Genomic DNA, 15,130 nt, shown 5'->3' on the forward strand with positions numbered 1-15,130 from the left:
CTCGCGCGGACGCTCCTCGCGGCGGAAGCCACCACGGTCGCCGCCACGGTCGCCGTCACGACGGTCGTCCCGACGGAAGCCGCCACGGTCGCCCCGGTCGTCGCGGTTGAAGGACGGACGCTCCTCGCGGCGGAAGCCACCACGGTCGCCGCCACGGTCGCCGTCACGACGGTCGTCACGGCGGAAGCCACCGCGGTTGTCGTCACGGCGGTCACCGCGGTCGTCACGGTTGAACGACGGACGCTCCTCGCGGCGGAAGCCACCACGGTCGCCGCCACGGTCGCCGTCACGACGGTCGTCCCGACGGAAGCCGCCACGGTCGCCCCGGTCGTCACGGTTGAACGACGGACGCTCCTCGCGGCGGAAACCGCCACGGTCACCACGGTCGCCGTCACGACGGTCGTCCCGACGGAAGCCACCGCGGTCGTCGCGGCGGTCACCGCGGTCGTCACGGCGCTCGTCGCGGCGGGCCTGGCGCTCCTCGGCGGCCGCGGCAGCGGCGACGTGGGCGGCGACCTCGGCCGCGGCGGCCTCGGAGGCCTCGGTGATGGCGGCGTCCGGGTCCTCGCCGCGCTCGCGGGCGGAGCGGGCGACCAGGCGGTCGGCCTCCTCGCGGAGCTCGCCGGCACGGCGCGTCATGCGCTCCAGGCGGCGGGTCAGCTCGGCGACCTCGCGCTCGGCCTGCTTGGCGGCGTTGTTCGCGGAGTCGGCCTGGACCTCGGTCAGCGAGCGGGCGCCGGTGATCTCGGCGACCTCCGGGTCGAAGGCGCCGGCGCCCTGGACGATGTGGCGCGAGGCCTCGACGCCCGCGTCCTCCATCAGGCGGAAGATCTGGCGGCGCTGGTGCGGGAGCGCCAGGGAGACCACGACACCGGACTTGCCGGCGCGGGCGGTGCGGCCCGAGCGGTGCAGGTAGTCCTTGTGGTCGCCGGCCGGGTCCACGTTGAGGACCAGGTCGATGCCGTCGACGTGGATGCCGCGGGCGGCGACGTCGGTGGCGACGAGCGCGTTGACGTGGCCGTCCTTGAAGTCCGCGAGGACGCGGGTACGGGCGCCCTGCGTCATGCCGCCGTGCAGCGCGTCCGCCTTCACGCCGGCCTCGACGAGCTGCTCGGCGATGCGGTCGGCGCCCAGCTGGGTGCGGACGAAGATGATGGTGCGGCCCTTGCGGGCGGCGATGGCGGCGGTGACCGGCGCCTTGTCCTTCGGCTTCACGACGAGGACGTGGTGGGTCATGGTCGTGACGTTGCCCTGGGCGCTGTCGACCTCGTGGCTGACCGGGTCGGACAGGTAGCGGTCGACCAGGGTCGCGATCTCGTTCTCCATGGTGGCGGAGAAGAGCATGCGCTGGCCGCCGGCCGGGACCTGGTCGAGGAGCTCGGTGACCTCGGGCAGGAAGCCCAGGTCGGACATCTGGTCGGCCTCGTCGAGGACCGAGACCTGGACGTCCTCCAGGGAGCAGGCGCCGCGGTTGATGATGTCGCGCAGTCGGCCGGGGGTGGCGACGAGGATGTCGACACCGCGCTCCAGGGCGTAGATCTGGTTGCCCATGGAGGTGCCGCCGCAGACGACCTTCATCTTCAGGCCGAGGACGTCGCCGTACGGCTGGAGGGCGTCGGCGACCTGCATGGCGAGCTCGCGGGTCGGGGTGAGGATGACCGCGCGGGGCTTCTTCTTCTCGGTGTGGCCGCCGGCGAGGAGCGCCAGGGTGGGCAGACCGAAGGAGAGGGTCTTGCCGGAGCCGGTGCGGCCGCGGCCGAGGATGTCCTTGCCGGCCAGGGCGTCCGGGATGGTCGCGGCCTGGATCGGGAACGGGTTGGTGACACCGTTCTGCGCGAGCTTGCGCACGACGCCCTCGGGCAGGCCGAGGTCCGCGAAGGTGATCTGCGGCTCGGAGTCGGCGTCGTCGTCGGAATCGTCCTCGACGTCGACATCGGCCACGTCGGCCTCAAGGGCCTCGATGATCTCGTCGGCCTCGGCGGCCTCCATGGCCTCGGTCACGACAAGGGCCTCAACGGCGTCGACGATCTCGTTCGAGTCGTTCTCGGGCATGACGGCACGGTCAGAACTGGAAATGGACATGCGAAATGCGAAACCTTCCGGAGTCTCGGCACGCGCCCAAACTCCGTGAATCGCAAATCGACCGCCTCGATGCGGTCAGCCACGGCTAGGGAGAGTACGCGCCACACGGCGCGCTTCGGATCGGCGCCGGGCAATGGGATCAAACGATCTATAACCATACGCACCCTTCCGGGGGTATGGCAAGTCGCTGCTGCCCGATCCGTCCTGACCTGCGGCGATTCCGGTCGCCTGCCGCCCGCCGGACCCCGGCCGGCCGCCCCGCGCTACACGGTGGCGGAGGCGGTGGGCTCCGGCTGCGGCGGCAGCGTCGGGGTGGGCGGCGTGGGGGAGGACACCGGCGGCTGCGGAGTCGGCGACTGGGCCGGGGGGCTGGCCGGCGAACCGCCGGACCCGTTGCTCCCGCTGCCGCCGGAGGGCGGCTGCTGGGGCCCCTGCCCCCCGGCGCCGCCGCCCGGCCCGGCCGACGGCGAGGGCGCACCCGGCCGCCCGGCGGGCGCACCCGGGCTGGGGGAGGCCCCGGTCGCGCCGGAGGCCTTGCCGTCCTCGGAGGCCTTGCCTTCGGGGGCCGCGCCGGCCTTCGCCCCGTGGCCGGAGGCGCTGTGGAGCCCGGCGCTCCGCCCGGCACCGGCGCCCCCGCCGGCCTCGGCCGCGGACTTGCGGTCCACCGGGGAGGACGGCCCGGGCTTGGCGGCGTCCGCGCCGACGCTCATGCAGCCCGCGGCGGCCGCGACCGCGAACGCGGTGACGGCCAGTCGGAGGGAAGCGGACAACTGGCGCACGGGGCACCTCCGGTGGGCAGTCAGGGTCCGCGGAACAGCGGGTCAATATGCCCAACTCCCTTTGCCCCGTAAGAGACACGCCCTTGGGGACACCGGCTGTCCGCAATCCACCACCCGTCCGGGCGAACCCCGGCGAACCCCGGCGAACCCGTGGGAACCCAGGCGGGCGCCGCGGGCCGGGCCGCGCCCTCAGGCGAACAACTGCCGCGCCACCTGCGACCCGAGCACCACCGCGCCCAGTCCGGCCAGCACCGACGCCCCCACGTTCGCCGCCGCCAGGAACCGCCGGCCCGTCTCGGCCAGCCGCAGCGTCTCGTACGAGAACGTCGAGTAGGTGCTCAGCGCCCCGCACAGCCCGGTCCCCAGCAGCAGGGTCCACCGCGAGGACGCCGCGCCGGCCAGCGCCGCCCCCGCCAGCACCCCGAGGAGCAGGCACGCGGCCGCGTTCACCACGAACGTCCCCCAGGGGAACACCGCGTCGTGCCGCGCCTGCACCGCACGGTCCGTCAGGTACCGCAGCGGCGCCCCGACGGCCCCGCCCGCCACCACCAGCAGCCAGTTCACCCGCGCCCCCGCTCCCGCATCCGCGTCCGTGTCCGCGTCCCTGTCCGTCCGTGCGCCCGTACCGCCAGCCGCATCGCCCACGCCCCGGCCCAGACCGCCCCCAGCGCCGCGACCACCGTGAGCCCGGCGTACGCCAGCGCACGTTCCGCCTCGCCCTCGTCCAGCAGCCGCGCGAAGCCCGCCGCGTACGTGGAGAAGGTGGTGAACCCGCCCAGCACCCCCACCCCGACGAAAGGCCGCAGCAGCGGGTGCGGGGAGGTCCGCCCGCCCTCGCCGATCAGCGCCATCAGGACACCGATCAGCAGGCATCCGGCCGTGTTGGTCCAGAACGTGGCCCACGGGAACGCCCCCGGCCCGGCCGGCCACAGCAGCTCCATCCCGTAGCGCGCCACCGACCCGAGGGCCCCGCCGGCCGCGACCGCCGCCAGCACGGGCCCCTGCGGCTCGGCGCGCTGCGCGGGGACGTGCAGGTCGACGTCCGGGTCGATCGCCTCGACACCCTCAGCGCCCTCAGCGCCCTCGACAGGGTGGGTCACCCGTAACCCAGCGCATGCAGCCGGGCATCGTCGATCCCGAAGTGGTGGGCGATCTCGTGGACCACGGTGATCTCCGTCTCGGCGATCACGTCCTCGCGGTCCTCGCACATCCGCAGGGTGGGGTTCCGGTAGATGGTGATCCGGTCGGGCAGCACCCCCGCGTACCACTCGCCGCGGTCCGTCAGCGGGGTCCCCTCGTACAGGCCCAGCAGCTCCGGGTCGTCCGCGGGCGGCTCGTCCTCGACGAAGACCGCCACGTTGTCCATCAACCGGGTCAGCTCCGGCGGGATGCGGTCCAGCGCCTCGGAAACGAGCTCCTCGAACTCCTCGCGTGTCATCTCCAGCACCCGGTCATTGTCCCCCCGGCCGGGGCGCCTCCCACGCGCGGGGGAGAAACCGTTTTGGCGATACCTCCCCGCATCCCATATGCTTCTCACGTCCCCGACGCGCTGGAAAGCGCCCCGGCGGGCCTTTAGCCCTCATCGTCTAGTGGCCCAGGACGCCGCCCTTTCAAGGCGGTAGCACGGGTTCGAATCCCGTTGGGGGTACGCATTACCGTGTGCAAGACTTGTTCTCGCACACTGCAAGGTCCTGTGGAGCAGTTGGTTAGCTCGCCACCCTGTCAAGGTGGAGGTCGCGGGTTCAAGTCCCGTCAGGATCGCTGAGGCCGGAAACGGTCTCGTGGCTGGGTAGCTCAGTTGGTACGAGCGATCGCCTGAAAAGCGATAGGTCGCCGGTTCGACCCCGGCCCCAGCCACAAAAGGAAGGCCCCGTCCGATGGACGGGGCCTTCCGCGTTACTCCGGCACCCGCTCCTCCGACCGGGCACCGCGGCGCGCGCGCACCAGGGCCGCCACCGCCGCCCCGACCGCCACCAGGCCCAGCAGCGCCCAGTCCGGCACCGCGTCCGCGACCGCCCGGACCTGCTGCTCCACCGCGTACGAGTCCTCCACGTCCAGCAGCCCCGGCAGCGTGCTCGCCCCGTCGAACGCCAGGAACAGCACGCCCAGGGCGATGAAGAACAGCCCGGACAGCAGCGAGGTCGTGTGCAGCTCCAGCCGGCCCGCCCGGACGGTGCGCCCGCGCAGCCAGCGCCGCCGCCCCAGGTCGAACCGCTCCCACAGCAGCGCCAGCACGAACAGCGGTACGGCCATCCCCAGCGCGTACACGGCCAGCAGCAGGCCCCCGTAGACCGGGCTGCCGCCGACCGCCGCCACCGTCAGGACGCTGCCCAGGATCGGGCCGGCGCAGAACCCGGCCAGCCCGTAGACCGCGCCCAGCGCGTACACCGACACGGCCGTCGTCGGCCGGATCCGCCCGGACAGCTCCGAGAGCCGCCGCGAGGCGAAGCCCAGCCCCAGGATCTGCGCCAGCCCCAGCACGATGATCAGCAAGCCGCCGGCCAGCACCAGCCCCTCGCGGTGGCCGTGGAAGAACCGCCCGGCGGTCGAGGAGGCCGCGCCCAGCGGGACCAGGGTGGTCGCCAGGCCGGCGTAGAAGATCCCGGTCCGGGCGAGCAGCCGCGACGGGGAGGCGATCGAGTACGCGAAGAACGCCGGCAGCAGCAGCGCGCTGCACGGGCTGAGCAGCGCCAGCAGCCCGCCGAGCAGGGCCGCCAGGTAGCCGATGTCCGTCACCGGCCCGCCCCCGCACCGGCCCCGGCCCCGGCACCCGCGCCGGCGCCTGCCCCGGCACCCGCCCCGGCGCCTGCCCCGGCACCCGCCCCGGCGCCGGCCGCGGACCGGGCCTTCGCGGCGGCCTGGTCGATCGCGGCGGCGAAGGCCCCGTACGGCTGGGCGCCCGCGATCGGCCGACCGCCCACCAGGAAGGACGGAGTGGAGCTGACCCCGAGGCCGTAGCCCTCCTCCCGGTCCTTCGCCAGGGCTGCCGCGGCGGCCTCCCCGGCCATGTCCTGCCGGAACCGCTCCAGGTCCGGCACCCCGGCCTCCCGGGCCAGCTCCAGCAGCCGCGCCTCGCCGAAGCCCTTCTCCTTGGCCCCCGGGGCGTACGCGGCCTCGTGGAACTGCCGGAACCGGTCCTGCTGACCCGCGGCCCAGGCCGCCTTGGCCGCGGCCTCGGACTCGGCGCCGAAGATCGGGAAGTTGCGCCACTCGATGCGCAGGGTGCCGTTCTCGACGTACTTCTTGATCAGCTCGGGCTCGGTGTCACGGGCGAACTTCCCGCAGTAGCCGCACTTGAAGTCGGAGTACTCGATGAGCACGACGGGGGCGTCGGCGCGGCCGAGGGCCAGCCTGTCGCCCGCGTCGCGCCGGGCGAGCCCGGCCAGGCCGGCGGCGGGATCGGCGTCGGCGGTCCGCGGCTGCGAGGCGGAGGAGGTCTGCGCGGGGTCCTTGTCCAGGGTGGTGGCCTGCCAGGACACCAGCCCCATGAGCCCGGCGGCGACCGCGACGGCGCCGCAGACCAGCAGGGCCTTGCGGGAGGAACCGGAACGGGAAGAAGAAGAGGAAGAAGGGGAAGAGGAAGCGGGCATACGGCTGCTCCAGAGCTGTGCGGAGAAGGGGGAAGAGGGCGGCGGACCGGCGGGCGGCCGGCCCTCCTACACCCGCATCACGGACAGCTCCACCGGCCCCGGCGCCGGCCGGTCGGGCCCGCGCGCCCCGCACGGCGGCCCGGGTACGAAGCAGGGGGCCGCGCTGCCGGGGAGGGCGGGGCGCGTACAGGCGGCGAGGGCGTGGTCCGGGTGCGTGCCGGCCCGGGCCGGTACGGCCGGGGCCCGGTCGGGCGCGGCGGGCCCCGGCCCGCACCGCGGCCCGCGCTCCCGGGCATCCGCGGCGGAAGCCGCAGGCGCGCCCGCGGCAGGGCCGGCGGCCCGGAGCAAGGCATCCGGGGCGACCACCGAGGCCGCGGAGGCCGCGCCACCGGAGGGTCCTGCCGCGACCGCGGTCCGGCCGTACGGCGACGCCACCGCATCCCCCGCGCCGGACCCCGCGCCGAACCCCGTTCCGGACATCGCGCCGGACCCCGTGCCCGCGAGGGCGCAGAACAGTGCCAGCAAGGTCGCGAGCAGCACGGCGCCCACGCGTCGGTGCGCGCTGCTCGGCATACGTGGGGCCTCTCACGGCGGGAGGGACGGCGGACTCGTCCCGAAATGGTACGGGTCCACCCGACAAATGCGTTCGCCACCCGGCACCCCCGGGTGAGATCCTCGACCAGGTATGTCTACTTCCTTCGCCGCCCTGCAGACGCTTCTCGGTGAGATTCCCCTCCGTGACGCGCACCGCCTCGGCCGCCGCCTCGAAGGCGCCCGCCGCATCCGCAAGCCCGAGGCCAAGCAGGCCGTGCTCGACGAGATCGCCGCGGAGGCCGGGAAGGCCGCCGCGCGGCTGGCCGCGCGCGCCTCGCGGAGGCCCGAGGTCACGTATCCCGAAAACCTGCCCGTCAGCCAGAAGAAGGACGAGATCGCCGAGGCGATACGCGACCACCAGGTCGTGATCGTCGCCGGTGAGACCGGATCCGGCAAGACCACGCAGATCCCCAAGATCTGCATGGATCTCGGCCGAGGCGTCCGGGGCATGATCGGGCACACGCAGCCCCGCCGGATCGCCGCCCGCACGGTCGCGGAGCGCATCGCCGAGGAGCTGAAGACCGAGATCGGGCAGACGGTCGGCTGGAAGGTCCGTTTCACCGACCAGGTGGACCAGGACGCGACGTTCGTGAAGCTGATGACGGACGGCATCCTGCTCGCCGAGATCCAGACGGACCGCGAGCTGCGCGCCTACGACACGATCATCATCGACGAGGCGCACGAGCGCTCGCTGAACATCGACTTCCTGCTGGGCTACCTGTCCCAGCTGCTGCCGAAGCGCCCCGACCTCAAGGTCGTGATCACCTCGGCGACCATCGACCCGGAGCGTTTCTCCCGCCACTTCGGCGACGCCCCGATCGTCGAGGTCAGCGGCCGCACGTACCCGGTGGAGGTCCGCTACCGCCCCCTCCTTGAGGCGGCCGACGAAGACGCGGCGGAGAGCGACCGCGACCAGATCACCGCGATCTGCGACGCCGTGGACGAGCTCCAGGCCGAGGGCCCCGGCGACATCCTGGTCTTCCTCTCCGGTGAGCGCGAGATCCGCGACACCGCCGACGCGCTCATCAAGAAGAAGCTCCGCTTCACCGAGGTCCTGCCGCTGTACGCCCGCCTCTCGCACGCCGAGCAGCACCGCGTCTTCCAGCAGCACACCGGCCGCCGGATCGTGCTCGCCACCAACGTCGCCGAGACCTCGCTGACCGTCCCCGGCATCAAGTACGTGATCGACCCGGGCACCGCGAGGATCTCCCGCTACAGCCACCGCACCAAGGTCCAGCGCCTCCCCATCGAGCGGATCTCGCAGGCCAGCGCCAACCAGCGCAAGGGCCGCTGCGGCCGTACCAGCGACGGCATCTGCATCCGGCTCTACTCCGAGGACGACTTCGACGCCCGTCCCGAGTTCACCGACGCCGAGATCCTGCGCACCAACCTGGCCTCCGTCATCCTCCAGATGACCGCGGCCGGCCTCGGCGAGATCGAGAAGTTCCCCTTCATCGACCCGCCGGACCACCGCAACATCCGCGACGGCATCCAGCTCCTCCAGGAGCTCGGCGCGCTGGACCCCAAGGAGAAGGACGCCCGCAAGCGGCTCACCCCGATGGGCCGCCAGCTGTCCCAGCTGCCCGTCGACCCGCGGCTGGCCCGCATGGTCCTGGAGGCGGACAAGAACGGCTGCGTCCGCGAGGTCATGGTCATCGCGGCGGCCCTGTCCATCCAGGACCCGCGCGAGCGGCCCTCGGACAAGCAGACCCAGGCCGACCAGCAGCACGCCCGCTTCAAGGACGAGACCAGCGACTTCCTGTCGTTCCTGAACCTGTGGCGCTACGTCCGCGAGCAGCAGAAGGAGCGCGGCTCGTCCTCCTTCCGCCGGATGTGCAAGCAGGAGTACCTGAACTTCCTGCGGATCCGGGAGTGGCAGGACATCTATTCGCAGCTGCGCACGGTCGCCCGGGGCATGGGCATCCACGTGAACGAGGCGGACGCCGCGGAGCAGCACGTCCACATCTCCCTCCTGGCCGGCCTGCTGTCGCACGTCGGCCTGAAGGACACCGACAAGAACGAGTACCTCGGCGCGCGCGGCGCCAAGTTCGCGGTCTTCCCGGGCTCGGCGCTGTTCAAGAAGCAGCCGCGGTTCGTGATGTCGGCGGAGCTGGTGGAGACCTCGCGGCTGTGGGCCCGGGTCAACGCCAAGGTGGAGCCCGAGTGGGTGGAGCCGCTGGCCGGGCACCTGCTGAAGCGCACGTACAGCGAGCCGCACTGGGAGAAGGACCAGGCGGCCGTCATGGCGTACGAGAAGGTCACGCTGTACGGCGTCCCGATCGTCGCCCAGCGGAAGGTCAACTACGGGCGGATCGACCCCGAGGTCTCGCGCGAGCTGTTCATCCGCCATGCCCTGGTCGAGGGCGACTGGCGGACCCACCACAAGTTCTACTCCGACAACCGCAAGCTGCTCACCGAGGTCGAGGAGCTGGAGAACCGGGCCCGGCGCCGCGACATCGTCGTCGACGACGAGACCCTCTTCGACTTCTACGACCAGCGGATCCCCGAGCACGTGGTGTCCGGGGCGCACTTCGACTCCTGGTGGAAGCACAAGCGGCGCGAGCAGCCCGAGCACCTCGACTTCGAGCGGGAGATGCTGCTCACCGAGAAGGCGGCCGGGGTCACCAAGGCCGACTACCCGGACTCCTGGCGGCAGGGGCAGCTCACGTTCCGGGTGACCTACCAGTTCGAGCCCGGGGCGGACGCGGACGGCGTGACCGTCCACATCCCGCTCCAGGTGCTCAACCAGGTCACCGACCAGGGCTTCGACTGGCAGATCCCGGGCCTGCGGGAGGAAGTCGTCACGGAGCTCATCCGGTCGCTGCCGAAGCCGATCCGCCGGCACTACGTGCCCGCGCCGAACTTCGCGGCCCGCTTCCTCGACTCGGCCGTGCCCGTCCAGGAGCCGCTGACCGCCACCCTGGCGCGCGAGCTGCACCGGATGGGCGGAGTGCCGGTCACCGCCGAGGACTTCGACACCGGTCGGCTCCCCGACCACCTGACGATCACTTTCCGGATCGTCGACGAGCGCCGCCGGAAGATCGCAGAGGACAAGGACCTGGAGGCGCTGCGCCTGAAGCTCCGGCCGAAGGCCCGCCAGGCCCTGTCCAAGGCGGCCGCCGCCACCGCCGAGCGGGCGGGCGGGGAGTCGGTGGAGCGCACCGGGCTGACCGACTGGACCATCGGCACCCTGACGAAGGTGTTCGAGACCCGGCGGGCGGGGCAGCCGGTGAAGGCGTACCCGGCGCTGGTCGACGAGGGCACGACCGTGTCCGTACGGCTCTTCGACACGGAGGCCGAGCAGCAGCAGGCGATGTGGCTGGGCACGCGCAGGCTGATCCTCCTCAACATCCCGGTGAACGCGGCCAAGTTCGCCTCGGACCGGATGAGCAACCAGCAGAAGCTGGCCCTGTCGCGCACCCCGCACGGCTCGGTCCAGGCGCTGTTCGACGACTGTGCGACGGCGGCGGCCGACCGGCTGATCGCCGACCACGGCGGCCCGGCCTGGGACGAGGCGGGCTTCCGGAAGCTGTACGAGGCCGTCCGCGCCGACCTGGTGGACACCACCGTGCGCACGGTCGACCGGGTGCAGCAGGTGCTGGCCGCCTGGCAGGCCTGCGAGCGGCGGCTGAAGGCCACGCAGAGCCTGGCCTTGGTCGCCAACCTCCAGGACGTCAAGACGCAGCTGGCGGCGCTCGTGCCGGCGGGCTTCGTCACCCTGACGGGCCTGCGCCGGCTGCCGGACCTGATGCGCTACCTGGTGGCGGTGGACCGGCGGCTCCAGCAGATGCCGACGGCCGTCCAGCGCGACACCACGCGCATGGAGAAGGTCCACGAGATGCAGGACGAGTACGCCTGGCTGCTGGAGCAGCTGCCCAAGGGGCGGCCGGTCCCGCCGGAGGTCACGGAGATCCGCTGGATGATCGAGGAACTGCGGGTCAGCTACTTCGCGCACGCGCTGGGGACGGCGTACCCGATCTCGGACAAGCGGATCGTGAAGGCGGTGGACGCGGCCGCTCCGTGACGGCCGCTCCGCGGCAGCCGCTCGCCACGGCGGTCGAACCGGCCGCCGCGCGACCGCCGTGGCGGCCGGTTCGACCGCACCCCCCGCGCTGATGTACAGTCTGATGCGCAGCCACCCGAAAGGTGGCCGCACATCGAGGTCCTGTGGAGCAGTTGGTTAGCTCGCCACCCTGTCAAGGTGGAGGTCGCGGGTTCAAGTCCCGTCAGGATCGCAACAAGAACAGGGCCCGTATCCGATCGGATACGGGCCCTGTTGCATGAGAGTGCCCGCCGTTCGCCACGTCGTTCGGTGCACCGTTCGTACGCCGTGCGTACGACGCCCGTCGCGGCCTCCCTGCCTCCCGGGGAGCCCGCCGGCGGGGTGGGGCGCTCCCGGGCGGTTCCGGCGCCGTACAGGCCCGCCGGATGCCACCGAGGCGACCTCTGGGGACCCACCGGTCCCGTGGGTCCCGTCGGCCCCGCGGCCCACTCCGGCCGCCGCGCCACGGAATGGTTCCATCCGCAAAAATCCCCCGTTCGCATGAGCCCGCTGTGCGTGGGACGTCCCTTTACGGGTGCATTGCGGAATGCACAAGAGTGACAGCCTGTGACAGGAGTCACCACACGAGTTTTCGGGACATGCACATTTATCGCGCCCATACGCGCCCTCAATTTAATATGTGCAATGGCACCCTCCCGGCAGAGGTGCCCGCGGACACAAAAAAATCGCGCTGGACCCGGCGGAGTCCAGCGCGATCGAACGGCCGGGAACCTGTTGGGGCAGGTCCGGCCGCATGAAGCCATGTGGGTTTCATCGGATTGGGGGATCCGATTCCTACCCGTTAAAGCGGGGTGCTAGCGCGACCTCAGGCCTCGCTGCGCTGCTGCGGAATTCCCGCGAGCAGGGCACGGACCTCGGCCTCGCGGTAACGGCGGTGCCCACCCAGGGTGCGGATGGACGTGAGCTTGCCGGCCTTGGCCCAGCGGGTCACCGTCTTCGGGTCCACGCGGAACATCGTGGCAACCTCAGCCGGGGTCAGCAGCGGCTCGGCATCAGGGGTGCGAGCGGTCATGAGCGGCCTCCTCGGGAGAACCGAACCAATCTCGGTTCTTTCCTCTAAATTCTGCACCTTGGCCCGCGTTGCCCGAAATGGACATACGCGGGCCGAGTCGGTTATAGGACGAACGGCTTGTCCTCGGCACTACAACTACACCATCCGTCCAGCCTCGACGGCCAAACCGATGGAATTGCCCTCCGAGGTGTTCATCAGCGGTCGGAAGCCGATGGACCGCCCCATAACGGACAGTCACCCCACTGTGACGATCAGTCACAGAGCGATCAGGAGTCCTCAGACCCCCCATAGAGTGCAATGCCGAGCATTCCGCCCTTAGTTGGGCGGAAGGAACCCTCCCCGGACTCCTTGTCCTATTTTGGCACGAGGGTAGGGGAAGGGCGCAAGGGTGTGTTTAGTGCAGTCCGTCACGCTTGAGCCAATGGCCCGTATCGGGACGTAGGTCCCGGGCCTTCGACCCGATAAACCGTTTTCCCGATTTTCCCGCTCGCCTCGCCCGGCCCGCTCGCCTCGCCCGGCCCGGTCGCCTCGCTCAGCCCGCTCGCCCCGACGGGCGAACTAGTTGGCGAACAGTCTCTCCCGGACCTCGCGCCACCGGTCCCGCAACTCCACGTACACCTCTGCCGCCGCCACCTCGTCGCCCGACCTCAGCGCCGCGATCCCGGCCGCGACGTCCCGGGCCGAGCGGTCCTCCGCCAGCCGGTCCACCGGCAGCGCGTGGACCAGCCCGCCGTAGTCCAGTTCGACCATCGACCTCGGATGGAACTCCTCCAGCCAGGTCCCGACCTCCACCAGCCCCTCGGCGAGCCCCTCGTAGCCCGGCGACTCCCGCAGGGTGCGCAGCCCCCGCGCGAGCCGCCGCCGGGCCTGCACCATCGGAGTCCGGTAGCGCAGCCGCTCACCCGGCAGGTACTCCCGCTCATCGTCGGCCACGAGCACGAACCAGCGCAGTGGTACCTGCCACACTGCGGTACGGATCCACGGGCGCGCATCGGGGTTCCGCTCCCGCCAGCGCTCGTACTCCTCGGCCGCCCGCCGCCGCGCGGCCGGCGGCAGCGCCGCGTCCAGCACCGGCAGCGGGAACTGCTCGACGAGCTCCTGCAGGGCGAGCCAGCCGCGCAGCCTGGTCCGCCACGGGCACACCAGCAGCACCCCGTCCACCTCGGCCGTGAAGGCGTCCCCGCTCTCGTGCGCCGGCACCCCCACCAGCGGTACCCGCACCAACTCGGCCAGCGAGCGGCGCAGTTCGTCCTGCGCAGTCGGCGCCTCGCCGCACCGGGCGTAGGAGGCCCAGCGCGTCCGCTCCGGCTCCGCGAACGCCGCCAGCGGCTCGTAGACTCGCAGGTAGGAGGCGTACGGGACGGTCGGCGCCGAACGGGCCGACGGCAGCCCGGTCTCGGAGGATTCACTCACGCTCTCGTACTCCCCCGCACCACCCGGCGCTACTCCGCCGGAGGGCCGGCGGACCACCGGCACGGCGAGGCCCGGTGCGCCCCGTACCCCGGGAGTGTTCCGATCCACGGACAGGTCCCCTGCGGGCGCGTTCCAGGTCTTACTCTGCTCCCAGCACGCCCTCCCCCACCCGCAGGGCGGGCGTCTTTCCGCCGCATCTCTTCCATGGGAGTCACCACCGTGACCGAAATGACCGACGGCGTCCTGCACACCCTGTTCCACTCGGAGCAGGGCGGCCACGAGCAAGTCGTGCTGTGCCAGGACCGCGCCACTGGCCTGAAGGCCGTCATCGCCATCCACTCCACCGCCCTGGGCCCGGCCCTCGGCGGCACGCGCTTCCACGCGTACGCCTCGGACGAGGAAGCCGTCCTCGACGCGCTGAACCTCTCGCGCGGCATGTCCTACAAGAACGCCATGGCCGGCCTCGGCCTCGGCGGCGGCAAGGCCGTGATCATCGGCGACCCGGACCAGATCAAGACCGAGGACCTGCTGCTGGCCTACGGCCGCTTCGTGGAGTCCCTCGGCGGCCGCTACGTCACGGCCTGCGACGTCGGCACGTACGTCGCGGACATGGACATCGTCGCCCGCGAGACCCGCTGGGCCACCGGCCGCTCCCCCGAGAACGGCGGCGCCGGCGACTCCTCCGTCCTCACCGCCTTCGGCGTCTTCCAGGGCATGCGGGCCAGCGCCCAGCACCAGTGGGGCGACCCGACCCTGCGCGGCCGCAAGGTCGGCGTGGCCGGCGTCGGCAAGGTCGGCCACTACCTGGTCGAGCACCTCCTGGAGGACGGCGCCGAGGTCGTGATCACGGACGTCCGCGAGGAGTCCGTGCGTCGCATCCTCGACAAGCACCCGCAGGTCACGGCCGTGGCCGACACGGACGCGCTGATCCGCACCGAGGGCCTGGACATCTACGCCCCCTGCGCGCTCGGCGGCGCCCTGAACGACGAGACCGTGCCGGCCCTCACCGCCACGATCGTCTGCGGTGCGGCGAACAACCAGCTCGCGCACCCGGGCATCGAGAAGGACCTCGCGGACCGCGGCATCCTGTACGCGCCGGACTACGTGGTCAACGCGGGCGGTGTCATCCAGGTCGCGGACGAGCTGCACGGCTTCGACTTCGACCGGTGCAAGGCCAAGGCCACGAAGATCTTCGACACCACGCTGGAAATCTTCGCTCGCGCAAAGGCGGACGGCATTCCTCCGGCTGCGGCGGCCGACCGGATCGCCGAGCAGCGGATGGCCGACGGCCGCGCGGCGAAGGCGGCGAAGGCGGCGAAGGCCTCGTAGCACCCCTGCCGGTGCGCCCGCCGGGGTGCGGCGAGACGGAACTCACTGCACTTCGGCGGGTCGCCCGCCAGGAAAGAGTTAAAATCGCAGCTGACCAGCGAGGACGGGGCGCCTCGATGGTCCTGTTCCGAGGCGCGTCATGCGGGCGGCGTACCGTATGGCCGCGGAAACAGGTACCGTTAAACCCCTACGGACGGTCTCTTCGAGGAGAGCCCGCTCCGAACCATGAACGCGTGTCAGACTCTGGGGCCGTCGAGCCCCGTCACCG

The 15,130-nt window shown here is 72.0% G+C and carries 12 protein-coding genes and 4 tRNA genes; 6 read left to right on the forward strand and 10 right to left on the reverse strand.

What is annotated here, in order from left to right; genetic code table 11:
- The 5 genes from ACIQUT_RS16905 to ACIQUT_RS16925 form a co-directional block, all read right to left on the reverse strand.
- Positions 1-2,052: DEAD/DEAH box helicase (locus tag ACIQUT_RS16905; protein WP_403563692.1), on the reverse strand; the 2,052-nt coding region annotated here is incomplete at its 3' end.
- A gap of 293 nt (positions 2,053-2,345) precedes the next feature.
- The gene (locus tag ACIQUT_RS16910; protein ID WP_403563693.1) at positions 2,346-2,861 is read right to left on the reverse strand and encodes a hypothetical protein; all 516 of its coding nucleotides are present in this window, start codon (positions 2,859-2,861) and stop codon (positions 2,346-2,348) included.
- A 189-nt stretch (positions 2,862-3,050) separates the two neighbouring features.
- Positions 3,051-3,425: a fluoride efflux transporter CrcB gene (crcB, locus tag ACIQUT_RS16915; protein ID WP_403563694.1), complete on the reverse strand. Its 375-nt coding sequence runs from the start codon at positions 3,423-3,425 to the stop codon at positions 3,051-3,053.
- A complete protein-coding gene (locus tag ACIQUT_RS16920; protein ID WP_403563695.1) occupies positions 3,422-3,961 on the reverse strand; it encodes a fluoride efflux transporter FluC in 540 nt (179 codons plus the stop codon). Before ACIQUT_RS16920 ends, crcB begins: the two co-directional genes overlap by 4 nt.
- Positions 3,958-4,308 carry a metallopeptidase family protein gene (locus ACIQUT_RS16925; protein WP_179176895.1) on the reverse strand — a complete coding sequence of 117 codons (351 nt, stop codon included), beginning with the start codon at positions 4,306-4,308 and terminating at the stop codon, positions 3,958-3,960. The genes ACIQUT_RS16920 and ACIQUT_RS16925 overlap by 4 nt, the downstream gene beginning before the upstream one ends.
- A 128-nt stretch (positions 4,309-4,436) precedes the next feature.
- Between ACIQUT_RS16925 and ACIQUT_RS16930 the strand changes: the two genes are divergently transcribed.
- The 3 genes from ACIQUT_RS16930 (at position 4,437) to ACIQUT_RS16940 (ending at position 4,718) form a co-directional block, all read left to right on the forward strand.
- A tRNA-Glu gene (locus ACIQUT_RS16930) sits at positions 4,437-4,509 on the forward strand.
- A 39-nt stretch (positions 4,510-4,548) separates the two neighbouring features.
- A tRNA-Asp gene (locus ACIQUT_RS16935) sits at positions 4,549-4,622 on the forward strand.
- A gap of 22 nt (positions 4,623-4,644) precedes the next feature.
- Positions 4,645-4,718 (forward strand) — tRNA-Phe (locus ACIQUT_RS16940).
- 39 nt (positions 4,719-4,757) lie between these two features.
- On the opposite strand, the gene ACIQUT_RS16945 is transcribed toward ACIQUT_RS16940, so the two are convergent.
- The 3 genes from ACIQUT_RS16945 to ACIQUT_RS16955 all read right to left on the reverse strand — a co-directional run bounded on the left by ACIQUT_RS16945 (position 4,758) and on the right by ACIQUT_RS16955 (position 7,024).
- A complete protein-coding gene (locus ACIQUT_RS16945) occupies positions 4,758-5,597 on the reverse strand; it encodes a cytochrome c biogenesis CcdA family protein (RefSeq protein WP_403563696.1) in 840 nt (279 codons plus the stop codon).
- A complete protein-coding gene (locus ACIQUT_RS16950) occupies positions 5,594-6,451 on the reverse strand; it encodes a DsbA family protein (protein ID WP_403563697.1) in 858 nt (285 codons plus the stop codon). The genes ACIQUT_RS16945 and ACIQUT_RS16950 overlap by 4 nt, the downstream gene beginning before the upstream one ends.
- Before the next feature lie 66 nt (positions 6,452-6,517).
- A complete protein-coding gene (locus tag ACIQUT_RS16955) occupies positions 6,518-7,024 on the reverse strand; it encodes a hypothetical protein (RefSeq protein ID WP_403563698.1) in 507 nt (168 codons plus the stop codon).
- A 112-nt stretch (positions 7,025-7,136) separates the two neighbouring features.
- Between ACIQUT_RS16955 and hrpA the strand changes: the two genes are divergently transcribed.
- Together hrpA and ACIQUT_RS16965 are read left to right on the forward strand one after the other, a co-directional pair.
- Positions 7,137-11,069 carry an ATP-dependent RNA helicase HrpA gene (hrpA, locus tag ACIQUT_RS16960; protein WP_403563699.1) on the forward strand — a complete coding sequence of 1,311 codons (3,933 nt, stop codon included), beginning with the start codon at positions 7,137-7,139 and terminating at the stop codon, positions 11,067-11,069.
- A gap of 137 nt (positions 11,070-11,206) precedes the next feature.
- Positions 11,207-11,280: transfer RNA gene (locus ACIQUT_RS16965), tRNA-Asp, on the forward strand.
- 633 nt (positions 11,281-11,913) lie between these two features.
- Here ACIQUT_RS16965 and bldC read toward each other — a convergent pair.
- Both bldC and ACIQUT_RS16975 read right to left on the reverse strand, forming a co-directional pair.
- Positions 11,914-12,120, reverse strand: coding sequence for a developmental transcriptional regulator BldC (gene bldC, locus ACIQUT_RS16970; protein WP_003949541.1), 207 nt, complete (start codon positions 12,118-12,120; stop codon positions 11,914-11,916).
- Positions 12,121-12,678: 558 nt separating this feature from the next.
- A complete protein-coding gene (locus ACIQUT_RS16975; RefSeq protein WP_403563700.1) occupies positions 12,679-13,533 on the reverse strand; it encodes a hypothetical protein in 855 nt (284 codons plus the stop codon).
- A gap of 204 nt (positions 13,534-13,737) precedes the next feature.
- On the opposite strand from ACIQUT_RS16975, the gene ACIQUT_RS16980 reads away from it, so the two are divergent.
- Positions 13,738-14,862 (forward strand): Leu/Phe/Val dehydrogenase, encoded by a 1,125-nt coding sequence (locus tag ACIQUT_RS16980; protein ID WP_403563701.1) that lies wholly within the window; start codon positions 13,738-13,740, stop codon positions 14,860-14,862.
- Positions 14,863-15,130 lie beyond the last annotated feature (268 nt).

Origin of the sequence: Streptomyces sp. NPDC090445, assembly GCF_044769385.1 — a bacterium.
GTDB lineage: Bacteria > Actinomycetota > Actinomycetes > Streptomycetales > Streptomycetaceae > Streptomyces.

What these genes read in the sequence shown, in the direction of transcription:
- ACIQUT_RS16950 (WP_403563697.1), bottom strand. Translation starts at nt 6,451, where the DNA reads ATGCCCGCTTCCTCTTCCCCTTCTTCCTCTTCTTCTTCCCGTTCCGGT.
- ACIQUT_RS16955 (WP_403563698.1), bottom strand. Translation starts at nt 7,024, where the DNA reads ATGCCGAGCAGCGCGCACCGACGCGTGGGCGCCGTGCTGCTCGCGACC.
- hrpA (WP_403563699.1), top strand. Translation starts at nt 7,137, where the DNA reads ATGTCTACTTCCTTCGCCGCCCTGCAGACGCTTCTCGGTGAGATTCCC.
- bldC (WP_003949541.1), bottom strand. Translation starts at nt 12,120, where the DNA reads ATGACCGCTCGCACCCCTGATGCCGAGCCGCTGCTGACCCCGGCTGAG.
- ACIQUT_RS16980 (WP_403563701.1), top strand. Translation starts at nt 13,738, where the DNA reads ATGGGAGTCACCACCGTGACCGAAATGACCGACGGCGTCCTGCACACC.